15 protein-coding genes are annotated in these 18,372 nt (G+C 67.3%); 7 read left to right on the forward strand and 8 right to left on the reverse strand.

Translation table 11 applies throughout. The annotated features are described in order from the left end of the window. The 3 genes from cyoC to cyoA are packed head-to-tail and all read right to left on the reverse strand — an operon-like array spanning window position 1 to window position 3,520. The gene (gene cyoC / locus AC5P8R_RS17895) at window positions 1-636 is read right to left on the reverse strand and encodes a cytochrome o ubiquinol oxidase subunit III (RefSeq protein ID WP_080281857.1); all 636 of its coding nucleotides are present in this window, start codon (window positions 634-636) and stop codon (window positions 1-3) included. After that, window positions 633-2,609, reverse strand: a complete 1,977-nt coding sequence (gene cyoB / locus AC5P8R_RS17900) for a cytochrome o ubiquinol oxidase subunit I (RefSeq protein WP_032958781.1) — start codon at window positions 2,607-2,609, stop codon at window positions 633-635. Before cyoB ends, cyoC begins: the two co-directional genes overlap by 4 nt. Window positions 2,610-2,614: 5 nt before the next feature. After that, window positions 2,615-3,520: a ubiquinol oxidase subunit II gene (gene cyoA, locus AC5P8R_RS17905; protein ID WP_495223681.1), complete on the reverse strand. Its 906-nt coding sequence runs from the start codon at window positions 3,518-3,520 to the stop codon at window positions 2,615-2,617. A gap of 182 nt (window positions 3,521-3,702) precedes the next feature. On the opposite strand from cyoA, the gene AC5P8R_RS17910 reads away from it, so the two are divergent. The 4 genes from AC5P8R_RS17910 to AC5P8R_RS17925 are packed head-to-tail and all read left to right on the forward strand — an operon-like array spanning window position 3,703 to window position 7,575. After that, window positions 3,703-5,118, forward strand: a complete 1,416-nt coding sequence (locus tag AC5P8R_RS17910; protein WP_014648732.1) for an aminotransferase-like domain-containing protein — start codon at window positions 3,703-3,705, stop codon at window positions 5,116-5,118. Window positions 5,119-5,173: 55 nt separating this feature from the next. Further along, the gene (locus tag AC5P8R_RS17915; RefSeq protein ID WP_169411283.1) at window positions 5,174-5,452 is read left to right on the forward strand and encodes a hypothetical protein; all 279 of its coding nucleotides are present in this window, start codon (window positions 5,174-5,176) and stop codon (window positions 5,450-5,452) included. Further along, window positions 5,452-6,051, forward strand: coding sequence for a DUF6436 domain-containing protein (locus tag AC5P8R_RS17920; RefSeq protein ID WP_046432980.1), 600 nt, complete (start codon window positions 5,452-5,454; stop codon window positions 6,049-6,051). The genes AC5P8R_RS17915 and AC5P8R_RS17920 overlap by 1 nt, the downstream gene beginning before the upstream one ends. Before the next feature lie 9 nt (window positions 6,052-6,060). Continuing rightward, on the forward strand, window positions 6,061-7,575 hold the full coding sequence (locus AC5P8R_RS17925; protein ID WP_495223682.1) for an aminotransferase-like domain-containing protein: 1,515 nt from the start codon (window positions 6,061-6,063) through the stop codon (window positions 7,573-7,575). A 367-nt stretch (window positions 7,576-7,942) separates the two neighbouring features. On the opposite strand, the gene AC5P8R_RS17930 is transcribed toward AC5P8R_RS17925, so the two are convergent. From AC5P8R_RS17930 to AC5P8R_RS17940, 3 genes are all read right to left on the reverse strand, one after another. Then, window positions 7,943-9,244 carry an aminotransferase class V-fold PLP-dependent enzyme gene (locus AC5P8R_RS17930; RefSeq protein ID WP_014648736.1) on the reverse strand — a complete coding sequence of 434 codons (1,302 nt, stop codon included), beginning with the start codon at window positions 9,242-9,244 and terminating at the stop codon, window positions 7,943-7,945. Beyond that, the gene (locus AC5P8R_RS17935) at window positions 9,244-11,646 is read right to left on the reverse strand and encodes a TonB-dependent receptor plug domain-containing protein (RefSeq protein ID WP_014648737.1); all 2,403 of its coding nucleotides are present in this window, start codon (window positions 11,644-11,646) and stop codon (window positions 9,244-9,246) included. Before AC5P8R_RS17935 ends, AC5P8R_RS17930 begins: the two co-directional genes overlap by 1 nt. Window positions 11,647-11,863: 217 nt before the next feature. Then, on the reverse strand, window positions 11,864-12,265 hold the full coding sequence (locus AC5P8R_RS17940) for a hypothetical protein (protein WP_014648738.1): 402 nt from the start codon (window positions 12,263-12,265) through the stop codon (window positions 11,864-11,866). A gap of 186 nt (window positions 12,266-12,451) precedes the next feature. Here AC5P8R_RS17940 and AC5P8R_RS17945 point away from each other — a divergent pair, with 186 nt between their 5' ends. Genes AC5P8R_RS17945 through AC5P8R_RS17955 form a run of 3 tightly spaced genes read left to right on the forward strand, consistent with a single transcriptional unit; the run spans window position 12,452 to window position 15,098 of the window. Further along, complete coding sequence (locus AC5P8R_RS17945) at window positions 12,452-13,279, forward strand: AraC family transcriptional regulator (protein WP_014648739.1); 828 nt, start codon at window positions 12,452-12,454, stop codon at window positions 13,277-13,279. Between the two features lie 13 nt (window positions 13,280-13,292). Beyond that, window positions 13,293-14,372: an alpha/beta hydrolase family protein gene (locus tag AC5P8R_RS17950; protein ID WP_495223683.1), complete on the forward strand. Its 1,080-nt coding sequence runs from the start codon at window positions 13,293-13,295 to the stop codon at window positions 14,370-14,372. Between the two features lie 54 nt (window positions 14,373-14,426). Further along, a complete protein-coding gene (locus tag AC5P8R_RS17955) occupies window positions 14,427-15,098 on the forward strand; it encodes a VOC family protein (protein ID WP_014648741.1) in 672 nt (223 codons plus the stop codon). Window position 15,099: 1 nt separating this feature from the next. Here the strand turns inward: AC5P8R_RS17955 and AC5P8R_RS17960 are convergent, their stop codons facing one another. Further along, complete coding sequence (locus tag AC5P8R_RS17960; RefSeq protein ID WP_041863931.1) at window positions 15,100-16,500, reverse strand: TPM domain-containing protein; 1,401 nt, start codon at window positions 16,498-16,500, stop codon at window positions 15,100-15,102. 2 nt (window positions 16,501-16,502) lie between these two features. Beyond that, the gene (locus AC5P8R_RS17965; RefSeq protein WP_495223684.1) at window positions 16,503-18,341 is read right to left on the reverse strand and encodes a M3 family metallopeptidase; all 1,839 of its coding nucleotides are present in this window, start codon (window positions 18,339-18,341) and stop codon (window positions 16,503-16,505) included. Window positions 18,342-18,372: the final 31 nt, after the last annotated feature.

An 18,372-nucleotide genomic window follows, 5' to 3' on the forward strand; every position in this document is an offset into this window, starting at 1 on the left:
TCAGAAGGCTCCGATCAGGTAGACGAAGGTGAAGACGCAGATCCACACGAGGTCCAGGAAGTGCCAGAACAGGCTCAGGCACGACACGCGGGTGATGTTGGTCGGGGTCAGGCCACGGCGGTAGACCTGGTGCATGACCACCGCCATCCAGATCAGGCCGCTGGCCACGTGCAGGCCGTGGGTGGCGACCAGCGCGAAGAACGCCGACAGGTAGGCACTGGTGCTCGGGCCCGCGCCTTCGTGGATCAGGTGCGAGAACTCGTAGATCTCCATGCCGATGAACGAGGCACCGAGCACGAAAGTCACGCCCAGCCAGCGCAGCACCGCCGAGGTGTCGTGGCGATGCATGGCCAGCACGGCCTGGCCGTAGGTGATGCTGGAGACCAGCAGCAGGAAGGTCTCGGCCATCACGAACGGCAACGAGAACAGGTCCTTGCCGGTGGGGCCGCCGGCGTAGGCGGTGCTGAGCACCGCGTACGAGGCGAACAGGGAACCGAACAGCACCAGGTCGGACATGAGGTACACCCACATGCCGAACACCTTCATGCCGCCCTGTTCGTGGCCATGGTCGTGCTCGTGGTGGTCCTCGTGCGCCTGCGTGTCGCTGGCCAGCTCCGGGCGGGTCAACAGGTTCATGCGCGTACCTCCTTCAGCTTGGCAAGGTTGGCCGCTTCGGTGCGCGCCACCTCTTCGGAACTGACGTAGTAATCCACGTCCTCATCGTAGGACCGCACGATCAGGGTCACGATCATCGCGATGAAGCTGGCCGCGGCCATCCACCAGATGTGCCAGACCAGGGCGAAGCACAGCACCAGGATCCAGATGTTGAGGATCAGCGGCACGCCGGTGTTCTTCGGCATGTGGATCGGGGCGTACGTCTTCGGCGGCGGCGGCAGGCCGCGCTTCTTCGCTTCGTGGAAGGCATCCAGCTCATCGGCCTTGGGCACCACGGCGAAGTTGTAGAACGGCGGCGGCGACGGCGTGGCCCATTCCAGCGTGCGTGCGTTCCACGGGTCGCCGGTCAGGTCGAGGTTGCGCTTGCGGTCGCGCACGCTCACGTAGATCTGCACCAGCATCAGGATGATGCCCGCGAACACGAACAGTGCACCGATGAAGGCGGCGATCAGGTACGGCGTCCACGCCGGGTTGTCGTACTGGTTCATGCGGCGGGTCATGCCCATGAAGCCCAGCATGTACAGCGGCATGAAGGCCAGGTAGAAGCCGATCACCCAGCAGGCGAACGACCACTTGCCCAGGCGCTCGTTGAGGGTGAAGCCGAACACCTTCGGGAACCAGTAGGCGAAGCCGGCCAGGTAGCCGAACAGCGCGCCGCCGATGATGGTGTTATGGAAGTGGGCGACCAGGAACAGGCTGTTGTGCAGCAGGAAGTCCGCGCCCGGGATGGCCAGCAGCACGCCGGTCATGCCACCGATGGTGAAGGTGACCAGGAAGGCGATGGTCCACAGCATGGGCACGCTGAACTCGACGCGGCCACCGTACATGGTGAACAGCCAGGTAAAGATCTTCACGCCGGTGGGGATGGCGATGATCATCGTCATGATGCCGAAGAAGGCATTGACGCTGGCACCCGAGCCCATGGTGAAGAAGTGGTGCAGCCAGACGATGAACGACAGGATGCCGATCGCCAGCGTGGCGCCCACCATCGACTTGTAGCCGAACAGCTTCTTGCGCGCGAACGTGGCGGTGACTTCAGAGAAGATGCCGAACGCCGGCAGCACCAGGATGTACACCTCCGGGTGGCCCCAGGCCCACACCAGGTTCACGTACATCATCGGGTTGCCACCCAACGTGTTGGTGTAGAAGTTGAAGTCCAGGTAGCGGTCCAGGGTGAGCGCACCCAGCGCCACGGTCAGGATCGGGAAGGCGGCGATGATGATCACGCTGGTGACCAGCACGGTCCAGGTGAACACCGGCATCTTCATCAGGGTCATGCCCGGCGCACGCATGCGCAGGATGGTGATGAACAGGTTGACGCCGGTCAGCAATGTGCCGATGCCCGAGGCCTGCAACGCCCAGATGTAGTAGTCCACGCCTACGCCCGGACTGAACTCGATGCCCGACAGCGGCGGATAGGCGACCCAGCCGGTCATGGCGAATTCGCCAACGCCCAGCGAGATCATCATCAGCGCAGCGCCAACCACGAAGATCCAGAAGCTGAAGGCGTTGAGGAACGGGAACGCCATGTCGCGTGCGCCGATCTGCAGCGGCACGATGATGTTCATCAGGCCGACCACGAACGGGGTGGCCACGAAGAAGATCATGATCACGCCATGCGCGGTGAAGATCTGGTCGTAGTGCTCCGGTGGCAGGAAGCCATCACTGCCTGGCCCGGCCGCGGCCAACTGCGCGCGCATCATCAGCGCGTCGGCGAAGCCACGCACCAGCATGACCAGCGCCACTACCACGTACATGATGCCGATCTTCTTGTGGTCCACGGTGGTGAACCAGTCGCGCCAGAGCACGCCCCATAGCTTGAAGTACGTCACCGCGCCAAGCAGCGCGAGGCCACCCAGCACCATGGCCGCCAGCGTGACCACGACGATCGGCTCGTGCAGCGGCACGGCCTCCCACGTCAATTTACCCAACATGTTCGTTACTCCTGGGAAACCTGGGCACCACCGGCAGCACCCGCCGGGGACGCAGCAGCGGTGTTCTCACCGACGCCGATGAACTGGTCGATGACCTTCTTGAACAGCAGCGGTTCGACGCTGGAGAAGTGCTGCACCGGCGCGTTCTTCGACGGTGCGGCCAGCGCCTTGAACTGGTTGAAGTCCAGCGCCTGTGGTGCGCTGCGTACCTCGGCCACCCAGCGCTCGAACTCCTCGTTGCTGCTGGCGGTGGCAATGAACTTCATGTTCGAGAAGCCATGCCCGCTGTAGTTGCCGGACATGCCACGGAACTGGCCGGGCTCGTTGGCGATCAGGTGCAGCTGCGTGCGCATGCCGGCCATCGCGTAGATCTGCCCACCCAGCTGCGGGATGAAGAAGGTATTCATCGTCGAGTTGGAGGTGATGTTGAACGCCAGCGGGCGGTTGGCCGGGAAGTTGAGCTGGTTGACCGTGGCGATGCCCAGGTCCGGGTATACGAACACCCATTTCCAGTCGGTGGCGATCACGTCCACGTGCAGCGGCTCACCGGCCACGTCCAGCGGCTTGTACGGGTCCAGTTCGTGGGTCGACTTCCACACGATCACGTCCAGGCCGGCAATGATCAGCAGCGGCACGCCCCAGACCACGATCTCCACCTTGGTGGAGTGCGACCAGTCCGGCGTGTATTTCGCCTTGGTGTTGCCGGCGCGGAAGCGCCAGGCGAATACGAAGGTCAGCACGATGGCCGGTATCACCACGATCAGCATCAGGCCGATGCAGATCAGGATCAGGTCGCGCTGGGCGAGCCCGACCATGCCCTTCGAATCCAGCAGCACCCAGTCACAGCCCGACAGGCCGACGCAGGCCAGGGCGACCAGCGCCAGGCGGATGCGGTTCCAGCAGATATTCATTGGAGGTCAACCCTGTTGAAGAAGCGCGCTTGACCGGCTCGCCTGCGCGCAGCGCCCGGGCGTGGAGCGGCTACACTGTGGGTACGAGGTCGCCTACAAGAGAGCGATCCACTCCAATCAAGCCCATACAAGATACATCATTGTATGGACTTGTGCATCTGCACGTATGGAAAAACTGACCGATGACGCCACCTGCCGCCGGCCGCCGCCTGAAACACCCCAATCGCACCTGGGTTCGCCCCTTCCGCGAGGGCGCTGGCCCGCTGTACCTGCAGATCGCCCAGCAGGTGCGCGAGGCAGTGGATGACGGCGTGCTGCGTCCGGGCGACCGGCTGCCGCCGCAGCGCGACCTGGCCCAGCAGGTGGGCGTGGACCTGACCACGGTCACCCGGGCCTTTGCCGAGCTGCGCCAGGCTGGCCTGCTGGATGCGCAGGGCGCCGGCGGCACCTTCATCGCGCTGTCGGCCGGCAACCGCAGCACCTCGGTGGACCTGAGCATGAACATCCCGCCGCTGCTGGGCAGCGCGCCGTTCGCACAGGGCATGGAGGCCGGTTTCCAGCACGTGGGCCAGCAGCTGGGCCAGGGCGAACTGATGAGCTACCACGTCGGCGCCGGCACCCGCGAGGACCGCGCCGCCGCCGTGCAGTGGCTGTCACCGGTGCTGGGCACGGTGGGTGCCGACCAGGTGGTGATCTGCCCCGGCGCGCAGACCGCACTGTGCGCACTGATCCTGGCCCGCACCCAGCCGGGCGAGCTGATCGCCGCCGAGCAACTGACCTACCCGGGCCTGCTGGCCGCCGCGCGCGTGCTGCAGCGGGGTGTGGTGCCAGTGGCAATGGACGCCGAAGGCATGCTGCCCGACGCGCTGGAAGAGGCCTGCCAGCTACGCCGCCCGCGCCTGCTGTACTTGGTACCGACCATCCAGAACCCGACCACGGCGACGATGTCGGCACAACGCCGGCAGGCCCTGCTGGCGGTCGCGAAACGCCACGATCTGACCGTGATCGAAGACGATCCCTACTGGTTGCTGGCCGGGGACGCCGCACCGCCGCTGGCCGCCCACCGCGACGCCGGCTGCCCGGTGTATTACATCTCCACCCTGTCCAAGTGCCTGGCACCGGGCCTGCGCACCGCCTACCTGGTGGTGCCGGGCGGCGAACCGATGGAACCGGTGCTGGACGCCCTGCGTGCGATCGCGCTGATGCCGACCCAGTCAATGGTGGCGGTGGCGTCGCAGTGGATCCGCAGCGGCCAGGCCCAGGACATGGTGCAGCGCTTCCAGCAGGAGCTGCGCGAGCGCCAGGCGATTGCCGCGCAGTACCTGCCGTCCCGCGCGCGGGCGCACCCGGCCGGCCTGCACGTATGGCTGCCGCTACCGCCGCGGCTGGACCAGTACCGGCTGATCCAGGCCGCACAGGAACAGGGGCTGGGCATCGCCAGTTCGGACGCCTTCAGCGTGGAGGAACCGCCACCGGGCAACGCCATCCGCCTGTCGCTGGGCGGCGCAGTTGACCAGGATGCGCTGGCCGGGGCGCTGGCCAAACTGAACGAGATCCTGTCTGAGGCCCCCGGGGCCCGGCACAACGCCATCGTCTGAACCGGGCGCATGGCGCCGCATCCATACAAGATGATATTTTGTATGCAATGTATGGATGAAGGGACGTGCGTCGATGCGCGCCGAGAGACTGAAGTTCCACCTGGTAATGGCCGGCTGTGGTGGCTTTGTGGTGTTGATGCTGGCTGCGCTGGCCTGGGTCTGCCTGCAGCCGCAGACCGTGGATGTGCAGGCCGCCGAGCGCCACGCCATCGAGCAATGCGTGCAGCGCAGCGAGGATCCGTCGCGTAGCGAGATCCAGCGTCGCGCGCAGGCCGACTCCTGCCGCGAGATGCGCAAGCAGTACGTGCACAAGTTCGGCGGGGACGCGTCCTGATGGGCGCAGCCGCGCCGCGCCGCCGCTGGCTGCTGCCGACGATGATCGCCCTCGCCTGCCTGTTCATGGCCGGCGTGGCGGCTGCGCTGTGGCAGTACTTCGGCTACAGCGCGCAGTCGACGTTCACCGAACAGGCCATCGTCTTCGACGACTCGCAGCTGCGCCTGCCGTCCGATCTGGCCGGCGATACCGGCCGCATCCGCGTGGTGCACTTCTGGGACCCGGCGTGTGCCGTCTGCAACCGCGAAACCGGCGCACACCTGAGCTACCTGATCAGCATGTACCGCCGCGCCGGCATCGACTTCTATGCGATCCGCCGCCCCGGTACCCAGGGCGAACTGCCTGAGCCGCTGCGCAACAAGGTGATCAACCTGCCGACCATCGACGGCATCGAACACATCCCGGCCAGCCCTGCCGTGGCGATCTGGGACCGGCAGGGCCACCTCGCCTATGCCGGCCCGTACAGCATCGGCATGGTCTGCAACTCGGCCAACAGCTTCGTCGAACCACTGCTGGACAGACTGGTGCGCGGCGAAACCGTGCGCCCGAAAGGACTGCTTGCCGTGGGCTGCTACTGCCCCTGGCAGGCCAAGCGCTGAGGACGCGCAATGACACCACTGACGCTGGCCGCTGTGGCCGCCACAAGCAACAACGGCGGTCACCTGTCCGAACCGACCGATGGTTATGGACAGGCTCCCGCCGTTGGAAGCAACGATACGCCCCGACATGCTCCGTACATGCCGCGACCGGATGTCGCAGCCCGCGAATGGGTGCAGGACGTGCTCGCGCACAACGGGCCGATCTACCTGCGCATCGTCAATTCGCTGGAGCGCACGGTGCGTCGCGGTGGGCTTGCACCAGGACAACGCCTGCCCTCGCAGCGTGCGTTGGCGCAGCAGCTCGGCGTCGACCTGACCACGGTAACGCGGGCGTTCGACGAAGCGCGCAAGCGCGGCCTGATCGAGGCGCGCGGGCCACAAGGCAGTTTCATCGCACCACCCAAGGCCGGCTTCGACCAGGTGGTGGACCTGAGCATGAACGTGCCGCCGGTGCCCGATGCCGATGCGCTGGCCGAAACCCTGCGCCGCGGTGCCGCCGCCGTGCTTGCGCGCAGCAACGCGCCGAACCTGATGACCTACCACCTGGGCGGCGGCAATCCCACCGACCGCCACGCGGCAGCGCGCTGGCTGCAACCGATGCTGGGCGCGGTGGAGGATGCCAGCCTGTTGCTGACCGAAGGCGCGCAGGTGGCGCTTGCCGCGATCCTGGTCAGCCAGGGCCGCGACGATGATGCGATCCTCTGCGATGCGCTGGTCTATCCGGGCCTGCTGCAGGCCTCCGCCGCACTGGGCCGGCGGCTGCTGCCGGTGGACAGCGACGAACACGGCATGTGCCCCGATGCGCTGGCCCGGCTGGCACGCGAAAGCGGCGCGCGGTTGGTCTATCTCAACCCCACCTGCCAGAACCCGACCGCGCTGAGCCTGCCGCTGCAGCGGCGCGAAGCGCTGGCGCGTGTTCTGGAGAGGGAAGGCCTGCTGGCGATCGAAGACGATCCTTACTGGCACCTCGCCGAGGATGCACAGACACCGCTGGCGGCGCTGGCACCGCGCCATGTGTTCTACGTGGCGACGCTGTCGAAGGTGATCAGCCCCGGCCTGCGCACTGCGTTCGTGCAGTGCCCAAGCGCTGCGCACGCCGAGGCGATGGCTTCGGCCTTGCGCGCCACCCGGTTGATGGGGCATCCGCTGGTGGCGGCGCTGGCCAGCCAGCTGCTGCTGGATGGTTCGGCGCAATCGCTGCTGGCGCAGGTGCGCAGCGAAGCGCACGAGCGCATGCGCATGGCGCGCTACCTGCTGGCGCCTTCGCTGCTGCTGCGCGCCGAAGGCCTGCATGCCTGGTGCCGGGTACCAGCGCCATGGACTGACGCCACCCTGGTGCGTACCGCACAGCTGCAGGGGCTGGCGATCGCGCCCTCATCGGCGTTCTGCCCGCCGGGGGTGCAGCATCAGAACGGCGTGCGGCTGTCGCTGGGGCTGGCGGCCGATCGCCGGCAGCTGGAAAGTGCGCTGCAACGGATTGACCGGTTGTTGTTGTCGGACGCGTTGCCGGCGATCGAGCGGTAGCCCTGGAATGGGATGTGCCGACCAACGGTCGGCACCCACCCGACCGGTAGTGCCGGCCGCTGGCCGGCGGAAGATTCCTCAGCACGGTTGGAATGTGCCGACCAACGGTCGGCACCCACCCGACCGATAGTGCCGGCCGCTGGCCGGCGGAAGATTCCTCAGCACGGTTGGAATGTGCCAACCAACAGTTGGCACCCACCCGACCGGTAGTGCCGGCCGCTGGCCGGCGGAAGATTCCCCGGTACGGTTGGAATGTGCCAACCAAGGTTGGCACCCACCCGATCGGTAGCGCCGGCCGCTGGCCGGCGGAAGATTCCCCGGCACGGTTGGAATGTGCCAACCAAGGTTGGCACCCACCAAAGCAGGGTCAGGCCAAGGCGGAGAGGGCCTTCACCAGCGCATCCATCTGCTGCGGCCGGGTGAACACCGACGGCGTCACCCGCACGCAGGCGCCGGAGTCCAAGCCGTCGCGATGGGTGGTGAACACGCGATGCTCATCCAACAGGCGCTTCTGCAGCGCGATGTTGTCAGCCACGCTGGTGCGCCCGCTCAGGCGGAAGCTGGCCAATGCACTCGCCAACGCCGGATCCGGCGAAGACAGCACTTCGATGTGCGCCATCTGCCGCGCCGGCAGCGTCCAGCGCTCGCGCAGGTAACGCAGGCGCGCCTGCTTGTTGTCCGCACCGATGCGCTGGTGCAGGGCAATCGCCTCCGGAAGTGCCAGGTAAGCGGCGAAGTTGACCGTGCCGGTGTGTACGCGGCTGCCCACGCGGCCGTCGTCGGTCTCGCCCATGTACGGGTCGAGGTCCGCAACGCGGCCCCTGCGCACGTACATCGCGCCGACACCGACCGGTGCGCCGATCCACTTGTGCAGGTTGATGCCGACGAAATCGGCCTTGAGCTGCGGCACCGCGTAGTCGATCTGGCCGAACCCGTGCGCCGCATCGACGATCACGTCGATACCGCGTGCGCGTGCACGCTCGGCGATCTCGGCCACCGGCAGCACCAGCCCATGGCGATGGCTGACCTGGGTCAGCAGCACCAGCTTCAGGCGTGGCAGCCGCGCGAACGCGGCCTCGTAGGCCTGCAGGATCTGCGCATGGTCGGGCACCACCGGCAGCGCGATGCGCTCGACCTGCACGCCACGGCGCTGCTGCAGCCAACGCATCGCACCGATCATGCTGTCGTAGTCGATGTCGGCGTACAGCACCTGGTCGCCGGGCCGCAGGCGGTTGTAGCCACCGATCAGCGCCAGCATCGCTTCGGTGGCGCCACGGGTCAGTGCGATCTCGTCGGCGCCCACGCCCAGCAGTTCGGCCACCTGCCGCTGCACCGCCATGTACTGCGCCGGGAACTCATGACGGCCGTACCAGGCGTTGCCACGGTTCACCTCGGCGGTGTGGCGCTGGTAGCTGGCCAGCGTCTCGCGGCCCATCGCGCCCCAGTAGCCGTTCTCCAGGTGGTTCACTTCATCGGTGATGTCGAAGTGGCTGGCCACGGCGGCCCAGTAGCCTTCATCGCGGGCCAGCGCGTCCGGCGCTACGGTCGTTGCGGGAATCTGCATGGGCGCAGCGTAACCCGCGGCAGCCATGGCGGGCAGTGAAGACAGCGCAGCTGCAGCCGGCAACAGTGCACCGGCACGCAACAGGACGCGGCGGTTGCGGTCCATCAGAAGCTCAGCCGGTACTGTGCGTACAGGTTGGCACCGTCGGTGTCGTACGGCGCGTTGCGCGAGTAGACCAGGCCGCGACTGGCCTGGAAGGTGGCTTCGTCCGGATAGCGGTCGAACACGTTGTCGGCACCCACGCGCAGGCTGTGATGTTCGTTGATGCGATAGCCGACGGCCAGGTCGAGGAAGCTCATCGCACCAAAGCGCTGGTAGATATCGCCCACCGCATTGCCGCTGGAATCGGTCCAGGCACCGTAGTAGCGCATGCGCGCCATCAGCGACCAGGCACCGATGTCCCAGCTGCCGGTCAGGCTGCCCTTGTGCTCGGGCAGGCGGTCTTCGAACAGCACGCGCTGGGTCTCGTTGGTTGCCACCGAGGTGCTGCCGTTGTCCACGCGGGTGCGGTTGTAGTTGTAGGCCAGGGTCAGCGTCATGCGGCCCGCGCCGAGGTCGCGCAGGTAGTTGCCGACCACGTCCACGCCGGTGGTGGTGGTGTCGAAGTCGTTGGTGAAGTAGTTCACCGAGGTATAGCCCAGCGGATTGGGCGTACCGGCCGGAATGGCGAAACTGGCCGACTGGCTGAAGCGGTCGGTGAGCTTGATCTGGTAGACATCCACCGAGCCGGACAGGCCCAGGTCGGTGCGCCAGGTCAGGCCCAGCGATGCGGTACGCGATTCTTCCGGCTTCAACGGCCTGGCACCGAGCAGCTGCGCCAGCGGATCGTTCGGCGACAGGCGGCCGCTGGTGAAGATCTGCAGCGTGCGCGTATCCAACCCCTGGGTGGTGCTGGTGGTGTTGAGCTGCGCCGGCGTCGGCGCGCGGAAGCCGGTGGACACGGTGCCGCGCAGGGCGACGTCCGGGGTGATCGCGAAGCGCGCCGACAGTTTGCCGTCCAGTGTGCTGCCGAAGCTGGAGAAGTCCTCATAGCGGCTGGCTGCACCGATGCTCCAGCGCTCGCCCAGCGGCACTTCCATGTCCACGTAGGCGGCCTTGCTGCGCTGGCTCCACTGCCCGGCCTGGCTGGCCGAGAAGCCCGGCGCGCCATTGGAGTTGGCCTCCAGGCCCGCGGCCGCGCCCGGACCCACCGCGTACGAGGCCGGATCACCGGCGCGCACCTGGTAGGTTTCCTGGCGGAACTCGCCACCGAAGGCGACGTTGATCGGCTTGGACAGCGCAGCCACGTCCCATTCGTAGTTGAAGTCGGCGTTGGCGTTCTTCTCGGTCTGGGTCAGGCGGCCGAGATCGAAGTCGGTCGGGCTGGCCGGGCCGAGCGAGGCGTTGATCGAGTTCTTCAGGCGATAGTCGATGGCGTTGCGGCCATACGAGGCGCTGACATCCCAGCGCAGCTTCGGCGTGATCTCGCCGCGCAGGCCACCGACCAGCTGCAGGTCGTTCTGCACGTTGCCGTACTGCGGGCTGAAGCCGACCGGATACAGCGAGCGCAGGTTCCAGCCCGGGAAGATGGCGGTGGTGCGGTACGCGCCGGTGGTGGTGTCCGGGTTGCGCCAGTTGAAATCGCTGACGCCATTGCTGTGGCTGTACAGGCCAAAGGCATAGAGCTCCAGCGTATCGCTGGCGTTGGCCTTTACGTTGAAGCCGACGCGGCGGCTTTCCAGTTCCGGCTGGCCCCAGCGCTGCACCGGGTTGGGCACCTCCAGCTCCGGATGCGCGGCCTGGTAGGCGATGGCATCGGGGCGCTGGCGGGTGCGCGAGGTGGCGTCGGAGGTGGACGATTCGGCGAACAGCACCAGGCTGCCATAGTCGCCCAGCGACCAGCCGGTGCGCGCACTGAAATCGCGCGAAGCACCGTCGCCCTGCGCGTACTGCGAGTAGCCGGCGGTGATCTCGCTACCCGGCCCATCCTCCAGGATGATGTTGATGACGCCGGCGATGGCGTCCGAGCCGTACTGCGCCGACGCGCCATCACGCAGCACCTCGATGCGCTTGATCGCGCTGGTTGGAATCTGTGCCAGATCAGCGGCCTGTGCACCACGGTTGCCGAGCAGCGCGCTGCGGTGGAAGCGGCGACCGTTGACCAGCACCAGGGTCTGGTCCGGCGACAGGCCACGCAGCGTCGCCGGACGCACGAACACCTGGCCGTCCGCCATCGGCAGGCGCTGCACCACGAACGACGGCACCAGCTGGGCCAGCACGTCCTTCAGGTCGGTGGATTCGACGGACCTGATGTCTTCCTTGCTGAACACATCCACCGGCGCCAGCGTTTCGAACTGGGTGCGGTTGGACGCGCGGGTACCGGTGACCAGCATCGCGTCGAGCTGGGTGGGCGCGGCGCGGCTGCCGCCGGCGGCATCGACCGCATCGGCCTCCGTTGCGATCGCGCCTCCTGCGCTGGCCATGGAAAGGGCAAGGAGGATGGAACGCGAAAGCTTCGAACGATGCACGGCAGGGCTCCGGGAGGACGCGACAGGGCCAGCACCTGTGCGCACACAACAGGCCTGGACAAGGCGCGCAGTCTCGGCGCGATGTGTGAAGGAGGCATGACGTCAGTACGACAGCTTGATGCGCCAACCAAGGTTGGCCCCTGCCAGGGCTCATCCGTAGATCCACGCCATGCATGGGTGGCAATGCAGACCCACGTCCCATCCCCGCACACAGCGGCTAGCCGTTGGCGTCGTCGCCAAAGCCGAAACGGGCTGGCCGTGCCGTTCGCAGCGGAACGAACATCATGGCAGCGAACACCACCAAGGCGGGGGTGGACATGATCCAGATGCCCCTGTTGCGAATCCCGATCCCCATGAAGTCGACCTGCAGATCGCCGATCCATTGCAGCTGCGTCAGTATCATCACCAGCCCGCCGATAGTCGCGCACGGCAACCCACCGTGACCGGCCCCCAACAACGTCGGTGTCAGAAACCCGCCCAGCAACGCGAAGCCGACACGGTACACCCAGGGATTGCCGCGCCACCGTGGTGCGCCGAACAACATCAGCAGCATCAGCGCCAGGGTCAACAGACTGGGAAGTACCCAGAGGGCAAGCAGCATTTCGATCATCTCGATCATCGTCCGGGCTCCGCTGGCCTGGCATCCCCCGTCGTCGATCGCATCTCCCTGCCCCCCATCACGTCCATGAAGCGCGCATTGTTGCCGGTACGCAGGCAGACGCAAAGCCCCGGCAGCGCAAGAACTGCTAAACGCCGTGCCTGCCGATCCGCTACTGTGCCGGCATTGGATGCGGGGAACGGCAGGATGAGCGCGGCAGGCAAGGCGTTGTGGTACATCGAAACCCATGCGGACCAGCCATTGGCGCTGGCCGACATCGCCGCTGCGGCCGGCCTGTCGCCGTTTCATCTGTCACGCCTGTTCCAGGCCCGCACCGGCACCTCGGTGGTGCGCTACCTGCGCGGGCGCCGCCTGACCGCTGCCGCGCAGCGGTTGGCCAACGGCGCGGGCGACATCCTGCAGGTGGCGCTGGGGGCCGGCTACACCACCCATGCTGCCTTTACCCGTGCCTTCAGCGAACAGTTCGGGCAGACACCGGAACGGGTACGCGAACAGGGCACCGATGGGCTGACGCTGGTGCAGGCGATCCGCCTGCACGAGGCCCCGTCAGCCTGCATTGAAGCCCCCCGGCTGCTCGATACGCCCGCGTTCCAGGTGGCAGGCGTCGGCATGCGGCATACCCGCGACAGCAGCGGCGCGATTCCGGGCCAATGGGCCCAGCTCAACCGCGAGTGGCCGACGCCGGCACCGGTCAGCTTCGGCGTGTGCTGCAACAGTGATGACGATGGTGGCTTCGACTACATTGCGGCACTACCGGCAAGCGCGGTGCCGAGCGTGCCTGCGCACTGGCGACGCGTGGACATCCCGGCGCGCCGCTACCTGGTGGCTTGGCACGGCGGACACATCTCGGCCATCCGCTCTACCTGGTTCTGGTTGCTGGATCACTACCTGCCCGGCTCCGGCCTCAGCCTGGCCGATGCACCCGATCTGGAACGCTACGACCTGCGTTTCGATGAGCACAGCGGCAACGGCGGCGTGGAGATCTGGCTGCCGGTGGAAGAACGTCCCCACTGACAAGGAGTTGAAGATGCGCATGACCGCTGCTGTGCTGGGAGGAATGCTGCTGGCGTTCGCGAGCGTCGGCGCCGCCCGCGAAAGCGGCGTCGCCGGCGAGCGCCACGGCACGACGACGCTGGCCAGCGCCGCCGTGCGCGACGCAGGGCACCGCGACGCGCTGCGCTACACGGTCTGGTATCCGGCACAGGCCGGCAGCCGCGAAAACGCGCTGACCATCGGTCCACCCGACGCGCCGCTGTTCGACGCCGGCCAGTCGGCCAAGGATGCGCCGGTCGCGGGTGATCGCCTGCCGACCCTGCTGCTCTCGCATGGCAACGGCGGCAGCGCGCGCATGATGGGTTGGCTGGGCACGGCGCTGGCGCGGGCCGGGTATCTGGTGATTGCGGTGGATCATCCAGGCAACAACGGCGTTGACACCATGACCCTGCCCGGCAGCCTTCTGACCTGGTTGCGCGCCGATGACCTGCGTGCCGCACTGGCGGCCGTGCAAGCTGATCCGGTGCTGGGCCCGCATGTCGATCCTGAGCGCCTGGGGGTCGCCGGCTTCTCGGCCGGTGGCTACACCGCGCTGCTGGCAGCCGGTGCGCGACCGGACCTGCAGCGATTGCGGGACTTCTGCACCGCACATCCGGATGACGGCGTCTGCCGGCCCCAACAGGAGGCGGCAACGCACACGATGGAGGCGCGCGTTGCCGCTGCGGCGTCGCCCGAACTGTCGCCATGGATGTCCCACGCCAACGACGCACGCGCCATTCCCGGCGTGCGCGCGGTGTTCCTGCTGGCGCCGGCAATCGTGCAGGCCTTTGCGCCCGAGCAGCTCTCCTCGCTGAAACAGCCGGTGTCGATCGTGCTGGGCCAGGCGGACACGGTCGCGCCACCACAGACCAATGGCGAGGCTGCGCGTGCGGTGATTGCGGGCGCTGCACTGCAGGTGCTGCCCGGTGTCGGCCATTACGATTTCCTCGCCGCATGCACCCCGGCCGGACAACAGCGGCTGCAGGACCTGTGCAGCACATCGGTGCCGAAGGCGCAGACCCACGCGCAGGCAGCGGACGCGGCAATACGGTTCTTCAACCATTCGCTGCGCTAGTGGCCGCCGGGCATCGCCCGGCGCTACAGTGGGCGCGTCCACGGAGAATCGATCATGCGCCTGCTGCACCTCACTCTGCCGGTATCCGACGTCGCTTCCGTGGCCACATATTTCCACGATGTGCTGCAGCAGCGCGTGGTCGGCAACCATGTGCACGTCGGCTGGAGCACCCTCGAACTTCAGCCTGCGGCGGGACGTCCGGTGGGTGGCGTGCATCTGGCCTTCAACGTGCCGGACAACCGCTTCAGCGAGGCAATGACGTGGTTGCGTGAGCGCACGCCGCTGCAGCGCAATCCGGCGGGGCTGGACTACTTCGCGCTGGAGAGCAGCTGGCAGTCGCAGTCGGTGTACTTCACCGGCCCGGACGGCCTGATCCTTGAACTGATCGGCCGCCGCCGCCTGCCGGCCAGCGCTCGCGAAGGCGTGTTCCATGGCAGCGAGCTGACCTGCCTGAGCGAAGTCGGCCTGCCCAGCCGCGATGTCGAGGCCGTACGCGAACTGTCCAACCAACGTTTCGGCCTGCAGCCGATCAGCCCGGCTTCGCCGCAGTTCGCACCGATGGGCGACGACGAGGGCCTGTTGATCGTGGTCGCGGCCGATCGACGGTGGTTTCCCGAGCAGAAGGACCTGCCCAATGCGCAGGGGCTGTTGCTGCAGGTCGGCGACGTGGCTGGCCCCGGTGTCGTGGAGGACGTTGTGCTCGGCTGGCGGGTACAGGCAGCCTGAACTACCAGCTGCCCGACGCACCACCTCCGCCGCTGCGGCCGCCGCCTCCGGACCAGCTGCTGGAGCTGCTCGCAGACGAACTTGATGACGGGGAGCTGGACGCACCGCGGTGGCCGACGGATGATCTGCGGCTGCCGCGTGCCTTCTCACCGGGCAGCATGGTGAAAATCCAGGCGAAGTACAGCACGAGCGTGCCGGCACTCCACCCGATCGTCGCGGCAAGGCGTGCCACCGGGTCGGCGCGATCAATGGCCAGCAGTGCGAAGAGCACGTAGCCAGCGGTCAGCAGCAAGAGCACTGCGAACCTCACCCCGAAGCTGCGGCGGTCCTTGTGCCAGCGCGCGCGGCACGCCTGCACGAGGAAGAACAGCAGCATGGCTACGATGCCTGCCGCCAGGTCCAGCAACGTGTGCAGGGCCAGACTGGGCGGCAACTGGCCACGCAGCATCATCATCACCAAGAACCCCGAACTGACCCCGAGCATGCCGAGCAGCACCACGCGCACACCTCGGCTGCGGCGCCAGCACCAGCCAAGCAGGCTCGCCACCGGTACGCACAACGCCAATACGAGGCAGACCGCTGCCAATGCCTGGCGTGGCGCCCACATAGCCGCCGACAGCAGACCCGCGGCTACCACAGCCGTCACCAGCAGCGGGCGACCCCAGGCCGGCAATCGCTTCGGGCGCGCCTGCGGCGTGGTGACCTCGCGTGGCGCTCCACGCTGGCGCTCGCGGTGCCTGCGTACGAGGTCGTCCGGCATCCTGGCCGCGGGCGCCGAGGGCGGTGAGCGCCACAGACCCGCAAGGAAGCCGGCCAGCAGCGTCATTGCAACCACGGAATCCGCGCTGCGCCAATCGGCCGGCAACACGTTGCGCATCGATGGCGCTTCCCAGGCCGGCAGGTCCTCGCCATCGATCAGCGCGACCACGACCTTCGTTCCATCCAGCAGGCCCTGGTCAAGGTCGCCATCGCGGAAACGCGGCACGATCGCCTTGTCGATGATGCGGGCGGCATAGGCATCTGGAATCGCGCCCTCCAGACCGTAACCGGTCTGGATGCGTACACGGCGGTCCTGCACGGCCACGAGCAGCAGCACGCCATCGTCAACGCCTTCCCGGCCCAGCTGCCACTGGTCGAACACCCGCTGTGCGTAGGCCTCGATGCCCTCGTCGCCAGCATGGTCGACCACCAGCACCTGCAGCTGCGCGCCGGTGCGCGCCTGCAACTTGAAGGCCTGCGTGCGCAGTATGTCGCGGGTATCCGCCGAAAGTGCGTTGGCGGCGTCCACCACCGGGTCATCCAGCGCAGGGACCGCAGCACCGGCCATCACCCTCATCGGCAACAGGCACAACAGCATCAACAGCCATGCCGTGACCCGGGTGCACGTCGTCCTGCGCAGCATCTTCACGTGCCCTGCCCTGCCTCGATCCGCGCATGCAGCGCCTGCAGCTGCGCGACCGCCTGGTTGAACACCTGCAGATCGGCATCAACCAGCGCCGGCCAGTCGGGCGCGTGCCCCAGCAACTGCGCCACCTGCTCGGTCGGCGCACGATCAAAGCCTTCACCCAGCACCGCGAGATAGCGTTCACGGAACCCTGCCGGGTCGCGTTGATCCTGCACGAACAGCTGCACGGCCAGCAGCCCTGCATAGAGGTAGTTCACCAGATAGTTGGGGTCGTCATACATCAGGCGCTTGCCGATCCAGCCGTTGCACAGCTGCGGATAGCGCTCCGGGTCCTGACCGAAGCGCTCCAGCACCCGGCCGGTCAACGCGTCCAGGTCATCGGCGGTACCCAGCGTGTTGTCCGCCACGCCCTCGTAGATCGACTGCTCCAGCTGCGCCTCTTCGGAAGACGTGAACAGCTGCAGCACCATATCGTCCAGCAGTGACTTCAGGTAATAGGCCTTGGCCCGCGGGTCCTCTGCCTGCTGGTACAGCTGGTCGCGGAAGCGCAGTTCGTTGTAGATGGCAAAGGCCTCGGTCAGCCACTGGCTGCCATTGCGCTGCAGCGGCGAGGCATGGCCGCGCTGCATCCACTCACCGTGCATGGCATGACCGGCTTCATGGGCGATCTCGACATCGCTTTCCAGATCACCACGGCGCACGCCAACGAACAGCATTGCCGGCACGCCGGGAGCGCTTACCGAGAACGCGTCCTGGCTGCGGTCACCACGTTCGGTGGCCAGATCCATGCGCCGGTTGGCCGGATCGAGCAGCGCACGCAGCTCACTGACGTATGCCGGCCCCAGGTGCTGCATGGCATCGGCGGCATTGTCGCGCAGCTGCGCCAGCGTCAGTACCGGCGGCATATAGCCGGCATCGGGCAACGTGGTATCCCAGAGCTGCGGCGCATCGATGCCTGAACGCGCGGCGTGGCGCAGCAGCATGTCCTGGTAGGCGCGACGGTCCCGTGCATGGCGTTCGATCGCCTGCAGCGTAGCATCCACCGCCGATGCATCCAGGCCCATGCGCTGGTAGCCCCGCGCCGGTGCAGAACCATCGCCCTGCAGGCGCGCGGCGGCATCGTTCACCTGCACCAGGCCCAGAAGCACCGAGGCCATCGGCTCGCGGCGCGAGTGCAGGCCCTGCCAGTAACCCTTCCAGCCCGCTTCCCGCAACGCGCGGTCCCGCTGCTGGGCCAGTGCCTGCTTGTCGTGCCCGGTGTCCCAGTGCCGACCATCACGCTCGATCTGCGGGTACTCGGCACTGCGCAGGATCTGCCCACGCAGCCGTGCGAAACTGTCCAGCGCCGGATCGGCCAGGGCCTCCACGGCCTCATCCAGTGCGGTACTGGCCGGTGCTGCGGCGTCCTTCAGCGCACGCGCGCGCAGGAAGGCAAACGGTGCCGCCCACGCCGCGTCTGCGGGCGCTTCGCGCAGCGCCGCGCGGCCGGTGTGGGCGATGCGGCTGCACAGCCCCATCACCTGGTCCAGCGCCTGCGTCGGGCGATGGTCACGGGCGTTGCGTGCAGCCTGCAGATGCAGATAGCTGTGATGGCGCAGGCACTGCGCCTGCAGCGCCTCGGCCTGATGGAAGCGTTGCGCAGGTGCAAGCGCGGAAGCCTGCTGCAGGGCCTCGACACGCTTGTCCAGCTCGCCGCGCGCGGCCTGTTCGGCTGCCGCACTGGCGAAGTAGGCGCTATCGTCGGCCGGCAGCGACTGCGCCTGGACGCCGGTGAAGGGTGCCATCGCCAGCATGACAGTCATGGTGGCGGTGATGGTGCACATCCTGCGAGCCTGCATCGGCGTCTCCCTGCCTGGATCAGGCTCCGAG

The organism is Stenotrophomonas sp. YJH_SMC_73 (genome assembly GCF_059370155.1).